Origin of the sequence: Lentibacillus sp. (genome assembly GCF_035301675.1) — a bacterium.
GTDB lineage: Bacteria > Bacillota > Bacilli > Bacillales > Amphibacillaceae > Lentibacillus.
In genome coordinates this window covers 1-7,957 of the sequence record NZ_DATGTT010000107.1, presented here as the reverse complement: position 1 = coordinate 7,957, position 7,957 = coordinate 1, and the positions used below count along the sequence as shown (strand labels likewise).

General features: G+C 46.5%; 9 protein-coding genes. 5 read left to right on the top strand and 4 right to left on the bottom strand.

The genetic code is table 11. The features are described from left to right. Positions 1 to 6 precede the first annotated feature (6 nt). Positions 7 to 120: a putative immunity protein gene (locus tag VK097_RS15495; RefSeq protein ID WP_414672189.1), complete on the top strand. Its 114-nt coding sequence runs from the start codon at positions 7 to 9 to the stop codon at positions 118 to 120. Positions 121 to 319: 199 nt separating this feature from the next. Here the strand turns inward: VK097_RS15495 and VK097_RS14745 are convergent, their stop codons facing one another. Further along, positions 320 to 964, bottom strand: a complete 645-nt coding sequence (locus VK097_RS14745; protein ID WP_324212561.1) for a pentapeptide repeat-containing protein — start codon at positions 962 to 964, stop codon at positions 320 to 322. Positions 965 to 1,223: 259 nt separating this feature from the next. After that, entirely contained in the window at positions 1,224 to 1,478 is a 255-nt protein-coding gene (locus tag VK097_RS14740) for a hypothetical protein (protein ID WP_324212560.1), read from the bottom strand. 152 nt (positions 1,479 to 1,630) lie between these two features. Between VK097_RS14740 and VK097_RS14735 the strand changes: the two genes are divergently transcribed. Beyond that, a complete protein-coding gene (locus VK097_RS14735; RefSeq protein WP_324212559.1) occupies positions 1,631 to 2,353 on the top strand; it encodes a 3-ketoacyl-ACP reductase in 723 nt (240 codons plus the stop codon). A gap of 198 nt (positions 2,354 to 2,551) precedes the next feature. Here VK097_RS14735 and VK097_RS14730 read toward each other — a convergent pair whose 3' ends face one another. Both VK097_RS14730 and VK097_RS14725 read right to left on the bottom strand, forming a co-directional pair. Continuing rightward, positions 2,552 to 2,692, bottom strand: a complete 141-nt coding sequence (locus VK097_RS14730) for a sporulation histidine kinase inhibitor Sda (protein WP_324212558.1) — start codon at positions 2,690 to 2,692, stop codon at positions 2,552 to 2,554. Positions 2,693 to 2,923: 231 nt separating this feature from the next. Next, a complete protein-coding gene (locus VK097_RS14725) occupies positions 2,924 to 3,805 on the bottom strand; it encodes a LysR family transcriptional regulator (RefSeq protein WP_324212557.1) in 882 nt (293 codons plus the stop codon). A gap of 115 nt (positions 3,806 to 3,920) precedes the next feature. Between VK097_RS14725 and hutG the strand changes: the two genes are divergently transcribed. The 3 genes from hutG to hutI all read left to right on the top strand — a co-directional run. Beyond that, on the top strand, positions 3,921 to 4,880 hold the full coding sequence (gene hutG / locus VK097_RS14720; protein WP_324212556.1) for a formimidoylglutamase: 960 nt from the start codon (positions 3,921 to 3,923) through the stop codon (positions 4,878 to 4,880). A 43-nt stretch (positions 4,881 to 4,923) separates the two neighbouring features. Next, positions 4,924 to 6,603: a urocanate hydratase gene (gene hutU / locus VK097_RS14715; protein ID WP_324212555.1), complete on the top strand. Its 1,680-nt coding sequence runs from the start codon at positions 4,924 to 4,926 to the stop codon at positions 6,601 to 6,603. 101 nt (positions 6,604 to 6,704) lie between these two features. After that, positions 6,705 to 7,957: imidazolonepropionase (gene hutI, locus VK097_RS14710; protein ID WP_324212554.1), on the top strand; the 1,253-nt coding region annotated here is incomplete at its 3' end.

The following is a 7,957-nucleotide window of genomic DNA, read 5'->3' as shown; positions in this document are numbered from 1 at the left end:
CATGCAATGGTTGCTGCTGATTATGCGATTAAAGCTGTAGGATTCGACTCTTCAGATGACATGAACAGAATTACTGAAGAAAGACAGTGGCAATTACGTGAGTTGAAAAAATATATTTAACAGGGTCGCTGCATTTTGAGTCTAAGGGTATCGGCTGGAAGAGGTGGACTAATGGATAGCTGGCTGTACGGTTTATATGCACTCATATTAGGATTAGTTTCAATAGTTCTGAGGATCTCTTGTTTTGGGGATATTTCCAATTGATATCAGAACCTTTGCCTCCATTCACAGCAGAAGATGCTGTTGAAAGGGTAAAACATTATTCAGCCTTCACTATCACACCAAATACTTCAATAAATCCGGCAGCCTGTTCAGGTGCGATCACCGCACCGCGCAATTCCTCCTCATCGAGATGTAAATGGTTGAACCGGGAGCGGCTGAGGTCGACATTTCGTAATGAAGTACCGGTGAACTGAACATCTTCAATATCTGAATTCCCAAACTGCAGGTTATCCTGTGATACATCGATGAAATTAGCCCCCTTTAACAAACAATTATCAAACTGCATATCCCGAAGATTGGTCAGGTTACAAAGGATATATGGCGCCTGGCAGTCTTTCCATGTCACATCTTGCATCACTGCCCGGTCAAAATTGGTGCCGGAAAGCTTGCAATTGCGGAACTCAACCCGGTTAAGCCGCGCGCCATTCAGTTTGGCACCGGAAAGATCACAATTGTCGAAAATGACATCAAGCCATTGAGAAAAAGGGAGTTCTGTTTCGGTGAACGTGACATTCTTGAAATGGACCTGATCAAACCGGACGTGTTCAGCATACACCGGGTCGATTCCATTGTTAACAGTTACCATTTCATAAAATGATCGGTCTGTCAGCTGATCGATTTTGATGGGTTCGGGTCGCTCCGGCAGATCAGGTTTCTGAATAAGTCTATTTTTCTTGTTCATGGCTGTGGCCTCCTTTTACGAAAATTATAAATGAATAAACATTAGCTTACAATTCCTATGCCTACTCATGGGTGGTTAAGAATGAGCGATTAGTCGCCAGATTTGGTTCTGTTGGATAAAGCGTTGTGTCTGAATGAAGTTTCACTTTATCGACAAGTTGTATTATTTCCCGGGAAATATCGACAGGATTCAGCTCAATCTGATTGTAAAATGTATTAATTTGTTTATGCAGTTCATAATTATTTGCCTCGTAAAATGGTTATAGTTTCTCTCTGAATGCTTCACTTGCCAGCAGCGTGTACACTTGCCTTCCCCAGATTTTTACCGTTTCGACTGTCGTGTTTTCCTGAATGGCAATTGCATCAGCACTCATCCCGCCGATGATGTGCAAATAAATCCATCTCCATTGATTAACGGTTAAGTTTCTGCGCAGACTGTACCACAGGCTTGGATCCTGTAAAATAACCTGGAGGGGTGCATACATGCCTGGGCCTTTTTCGAATAAACGCGTCATTGGTTTTCTCCTCCTTTGGATAAACTTCCTCATACCTATAATCGAAATGAAACTCACAAAAGGGGTATGAAAAACAAAGGTTTTTTGCTGGAATATATGTCTGTCAGAACGTACAATGATTGTAATGACTATAATTGAAAGGATGGTACATAATGGGACAGGACATTAATGGGAAAGTCGCCTATATCACAGGCGCCGGAAGCGGCATCGGCCGGGCAACAGCACTTGAACTGGCGCGTGAAGGCGTTCATGTCGGACTGATCGCACGGACAGAGAGCAAGCTGGAGGCAGTGGCAGAGGAAGCTGCAGCCAACGGCGTGAAAACGAGTTACGCCGTGTGCGATATTGCAAAAATAGATGACGTGAATCAGGCGGTTGAACATTTGAAAAGCGACCTTGGCTCTGCTGATATTCTCCTTAACAATGCAGGCATCGGCCTGAACGGTAATTTTCTGGATATTGACCCGGACGACTGGAAGCATACATTGGAAGTGAATGTGTTCGGTACGTACCATGTTACCCGTGCTGTATTGCCGCAAATGATTGAGAAAAATCAGGGTGATATTATGAATATTTCATCGAGCAACGGTTTAAAAGGAACTGCGGGGTCAACATCGTACAGTGCGTCTAAATTTGCTGTGCAGGGTATGACAGAGGCGCTCATGCAGGAAGTGCGCCCGTATAATATCCGTGTTTCCACGCTCAACCCGAGCATGGTCGGGACGGAAATGATATTCGGTGACAATCCTGATAAAAATGATACGGAAAAGTTTATGCAGCCGGAAGATTTGGCTGAATACATGGTATCGCAGCTGAAACTGCATCCGAGGATTTTCATTAAACAATCGCTGCAATGGGCGACAAACCCATTTTAGAGAACTTCTTTCCCAAAAAAACATGATGCTGGGCAGTCCCGTTTCATAAGTCAGAAGTGAAATTTCAAGGGGGGATGCACTTGTACTGGATCAGCCTTCCAACCGCAATTTACTGTGCATCAATAACATTTACTTCAGGGATGATTCCAGGTTTTGAAAGTGCTTACAATTATTGGGTAGAAAGAGGCCTTTGCCCCTTTAGTCAGTTTTAAACCCTTCAATGATAATGGAACGATCCCTCAGTTCCTCTTTTATCAATTGGATAAAATCATTTTCTAATTCGTACTCGACTGCCCGATGGTATAATTCAATGAGCAATTCGTCTGATAACTGTCGCATGGACTCACCCTTTAAGCTCCTTTCCCCAGATACTGCTAAAGCAAACTTTTGGTATTTTACATATGTATCCTGATTTTTGCAAGACAAAACTTCAAATTTTGCCTGATAACGGTGAGAAATGAGTCTAAAGTCTCAATAAAACCGCATGAGTTTTGACATGCGGTTTTTTCAACGGACTTCATTCTTAACAATTCGTTTCATGGATTCCTTTCCAGGGATGAATGACAGACATCACACAAAGAATTCCCTCACAAGTTCGATAAAACGCATGACAATCGGCGGCTGGTAACGGTTTTTGTCATAAGCGAGATAGACGATTCGTGAGATGCTGGCACTATCTATTTTTTTGATGGCGCAGTCTGTCTGTTTGGAATAGCGGACGTAGTTTTCGGGTACGACGGTAATGCCGAGCCCGTCCTCCACGAGGCTGCAGCCGGTTTCGAACCGCTCGATTTCAAACTGGATGTTCGGTTTAACCCCTGATTTGCTGAAGGCATTGAGAATGTCCTGCCGTGTCTGGAACCCCTCTTTGCAAACAATGAAATTTTCCTCTTCCAGATCATGAATGTGAAGCGTGTCTCTCTGGTTTAATGTGTGGCCGGGAGGAATGAGTGCGACAAGATTTTCCTCATAGATTGGTATTGTTTCGATATCTTCCTGATGAATGTACTGATTGGTAATGGCAAGATGGATATCAAAGTTGTTTAAGGCTTTCATGACGTCGGTGAGGCTTAAAGTCTCGAGCAGGCTGATGCGAACCTCATGATATTCTTGCTTGAAATGTGTCAAGATGTTGGGTATAAAAAACATCGATGATTCAATCAGACCGATTGACAGTTCCAGTGGTCCCTGCTGCTTGAGGCGATCCATTTCAAAAGAGACGTGCTCATAATGATGGAGCAGTTTTCGGGACTCCTGATAAAGAATCTGACCTTCTCTTGTAATCTGGAGCTGTCGTTTTGAGCGATCAATCAGAATCAAGCCGACTTCCTCTTCCAATTTTTTGATCGCGGCACTTAACGATGGCTGTGAGATGTGCAGCGCGCTGGCTGCCTTTGTGTAAGTTTGTTCATCAACAAGAGTCGTGAAGTATTTTAATTGGCGTATATCCATGGTTTATATCCTCCTATAGACAAATACTATCGAAATATAAAAAATTAGTATTAGTCATTATATCACAGGTGAATTATAATATTTATTAAAGTTGTTATTTTCAGAAACTGACAGCATGAATTGGGGTGATTGTATTTATACATTAGCAGATAAGCAAGTTTGGTCTGGCAGAATTGACGATGATGCGAACCCGTCAAATTTCCGGTTTCATCAGGTAGTTCATTTAATGGGACTTGATGAGCTGACGTCAGACGAAAACGGGTTTGGTATCATCGGGTTTGCCAGTGACGAAGGTGTCCGGCGCAATAAAGGAAGGCAGGGCGCTGCACAGGCCCCTGGTGTAATCCGGCAGTTTTTAGCCAAGTTGCCGTATCTTATGGATGGGCAAACGATTGATGTCGGCAATGTTCATTGTGAAGGAGAAGCATTGGAAGCGGCACAGGCGGAATTGGGCTATTATATTAAGGAGACTTTTCAGACAGGCGTCACACCGATTATCTTTGGCGGCGGACATGAAACATTGTATGGGCATTATCTTGGTGCAAGGGACTATATAGGTCCGGATAAAACGCTTGGAATTATCAATATCGATGCGCATTTTGATATGCGGGATGATCCGGAGCCCTCGTCCGGCACGATGTTCAGACAGATTTTGGAGGAAAACGGCAATGTTGGATATTTATGTCTGGGGATCCAGGAGTTCGGGAACACAAATGCATTGTTTGAAACAGCTGATGCATACGGCTGCGAATATATTTTGGAGAAGGATATCACGCCGGACGATTTCGGGAATACGTTTGCGGCAATTGATGATTTTTCGAAGCGGTATGATTATCTGATCATGACGCTCTGTACTGATTCAATCGTGGCTTCTGCGGCACCGGGAGTGAGTGCACCGTCACCATTGGGATTGGATCCGAAAACGGTCCGGGAGCTTTTGACGTATGCTGCGGGAAAACGGAATTTACTCAGTTTCGATATATCAGAGGTTAATCCGCTGGTAGACGAGAGTGATAAAACGGTCAGACTGGCAGCGTATTTGGCGGCTGAAACGATGCGGGCTTTTCGTAAGTGATATTTGTAAGCGCTTTATAAAACCTGGAATGGGAGATGATGGTATGACGGCGAAAACAAATACACCGGTGATTCAGTATCGCGGATCAGAACTGCACACGAAAGGGTGGCTGCAGGAAGCGGCACTCCGGATGCTGAATAACAATTTGAATCCGGATGTGGCGGAGAACCCGGATGAATTGGTTGTCTATGGCGGAATCGGCAGAGCAGCACGTAATTGGGAGAGCTATGAAGCAATTGTCAGGGAGCTAAAGCGGCTGGAAAATGACGAAACGCTTCTTATCCAGTCCGGCAAACCGGTTGCCGTTTTCAAATCGCACAAGGACGCACCGAAAGTACTGTTGGCCAATTCCAATCTGGTGCCGGCATGGGCAAATTGGGATCATTTCAATGAGCTTGATCAAAAGGGACTGATGATGTACGGCCAGATGACGGCGGGAAGCTGGATTTACATTGGCAGCCAGGGTATCGTGCAGGGAACGTTTGAAACATTCGCGGAGTGCGCACGACAGCATTTCGGTGGCAGTTTGAAAGGGGCGATCACACTGTCAGCCGGGCTTGGCGGCATGGGCGGTGCACAGCCTCTCGCGGTCACGCTGAATGACGGTGTCTGTATTGCCGTTGAAGTCGATCAGCACCGGATTGACCGGCGCCTGGAAACGAAATACCTTGACACGCAGGCGGATGATTTGGACCATGCGCTGAAGCTGGCCCGGGAAGCACGTGATACAGGCAAGGCGCTCTCGATTGGGCTGCTCGGAAATGCGGCAGAAATTTTGCCGGAAATGATTGAAAAAGGGTTTGTTCCGGATGTACTCACCGATCAGACGTCAGCACACGATCCGAAAAATGGGTATGTACCAGTTGAGATGACACTGGATGAAGCAGCTGATTTACGAAAGCATGATCCAGCACATTATACAAAGCTTTCTCGCACTAGCATTGCCCGTCATGTGGAAGCAATGCTTGCGATGCAACAAAAGGGCGCAGTAACGTTTGACTATGGCAACAACATTCGTCAGGTTGCCAAAGATGAAGGCGTGACGAACGCGTTTGATTTTCCGGGTTTTGTTCCGGCCTACATCCGGCCGCAGTTTTGCGAGGGCAAGGGGCCGTTCCGCTGGGTGGCACTGTCCGGTGATCCGGAAGATATTTATAAGACCGATGAAGTGATTTTGCGGGAATTCAGCTACAATAAACCCCTTTGCAACTGGATCCGAATGGCAAGGGAAAAAATCAGCTTTCAAGGGCTGCCGTCTCGAATTTGCTGGCTTGGCTACGGGGAACGCGCCCGATTTGGCAAAATCATCAATGAGATGGTCGCAAGCGGCGAATTGAAAGCACCAATTGTTATCGGTCGCGATCATTTGGATTCCGGATCGGTCGCATCGCCCAACCGCGAGACAGAAGGCATGAAAGACGGCAGTGATGCAGTGGCAGACTGGCCGATATTGAATGCACTCATTAACAGTGTCGGCGGTGCCAGCTGGGTCAGTGTGCATCACGGTGGTGGTGTCGGCATGGGTTACTCACTGCATGCCGGGATGGTCATTGTTGCTGATGGAACAATAGATGCGGAATCCAGGCTTGAGCGGGTGCTGACGACAGACCCAGGCATGGGAGTCGTACGGCATGTCGATGCAGGCTATGAACTGGCAGAGGAAACCGCACGAGAGAAGGGCGTCCAAATTCCGATGCTGAACAACAAGGAAGAACGTTCATAAGTTTTGCTGCTGCAGCGCTGTAGATTACAGCAGGTCAAAGCGGTCCGCTATAGATTGATAGTACTGTTGTAAATCTAAGGAAAGATACGAGGAGGTATAACATGACACAAACACTTTTGATTAAAAATGCTGCGCAAGTCGTGACGATGGCAGGACATTCGGGACAGCCGGCTAAGCGTGAAACGATGCGAGAATTGAACATTATTGAAAATGGGAGCGTGCTCATAAAGGACGGAAAAATCGTGGCAGTCGGCAAGCTGCCGGAGTTCAATCAGCAATACCAAAAGGACATTGATGAGGCGGAGATGCATGATGCAACAGGAAAAACGGTCACACCAGGACTGATTGACCCGCATACCCATCTGGTGCATGCCGGAACACGGGAGAATGAGTACGCAATGCGGCTGAAAGGCAAGACATATATGGAGATCATGAATGCCGGGGGCGGGATTCATGCAACAACCAAAGCGACCAAGGAAGCCGATTTCGACCAACTGTATGCTGAATCAAAACAGCGTCTTGATACCTTTTTCCAGTACGGGGTGACGACGGTCGAGGCCAAAAGCGGCTATGGCTTGTCATTGGAGCATGAATTGAAACAGCTTGAAGTCGCCGCAAAATTAAACGAGGATCATGCCATGGATGTCGTGTCCACATTTATGGGCGCACACGCTATTCCGGTTGACGAGCGGGATAACCCGGAGCCGTTTGTCAGCAGGGTGATTGAAGAGATGATTCCGGAAGTGGCAGAGCGGAAACTGGCTAAATTCAATGATGTATTCTGTGAACGCGGCGTTTTCACACCGGATCAGTCACGCCGGATTCTGGAAGCCGGTAAGGAGTATGGGCTCGTCCCAAAAATTCACGCCGATGAAATCGAGCCGTATGGCGGTGCTGAACTGGCTGCGGAAGTCGGTGCAATTTCAGCAGATCATTTACTGAAGGCGTCTGACGAAGGTATCCATGATATGGCTGAAAACAATGTGATGGGTGTCCTGCTGCCGGGGACTGCATTTTTCCTGATGGCGGAGTATGCTAATGCGCGGAAAATGATTGATGGTGGAGTCCCTGTTGCATTATCGACCGATGCTAATCCGGGCTCATCGCCAACACTATCCCTGCAGTTCATCATGAACCTGGGCTGCCTGAAGATGGGCATGACACCAGAAGAGGTTCTCACAGCAGCTACGATCAATGCTGCCCATGCGATTAACAGTGAGGATAAAATCGGCAGTCTGGAAACGGGAAAACAGGCTGACATCGCTATATTCGATGTTCCGAACCATCTGATGTTGTCGTACAATTACGGGATGAATCATATTGATACGGTGATTAAGAAAGGAGAGACAGTGGT

What these genes read in the sequence shown, in the direction of transcription:
- VK097_RS15495 (WP_414672189.1), top strand. Translation starts at nt 7, where the DNA reads ATGGTTGCTGCTGATTATGCGATTAAAGCTGTAGGATTCGACTCTTCA.
- VK097_RS14745 (WP_324212561.1), bottom strand. Translation starts at nt 964, where the DNA reads ATGAACAAGAAAAATAGACTTATTCAGAAACCTGATCTGCCGGAGCGA.
- VK097_RS14740 (WP_324212560.1), bottom strand. Translation starts at nt 1,478, where the DNA reads ATGACGCGTTTATTCGAAAAAGGCCCAGGCATGTATGCACCCCTCCAG.
- VK097_RS14735 (WP_324212559.1), top strand. Translation starts at nt 1,631, where the DNA reads ATGGGACAGGACATTAATGGGAAAGTCGCCTATATCACAGGCGCCGGA.
- VK097_RS14730 (WP_324212558.1), bottom strand. Translation starts at nt 2,692, where the DNA reads ATGCGACAGTTATCAGACGAATTGCTCATTGAATTATACCATCGGGCA.
- VK097_RS14725 (WP_324212557.1), bottom strand. Translation starts at nt 3,805, where the DNA reads ATGGATATACGCCAATTAAAATACTTCACGACTCTTGTTGATGAACAA.
- hutG (WP_324212556.1), top strand. Translation starts at nt 3,921, where the DNA reads ATGAATTGGGGTGATTGTATTTATACATTAGCAGATAAGCAAGTTTGG.
- hutU (WP_324212555.1), top strand. Translation starts at nt 4,924, where the DNA reads ATGACGGCGAAAACAAATACACCGGTGATTCAGTATCGCGGATCAGAA.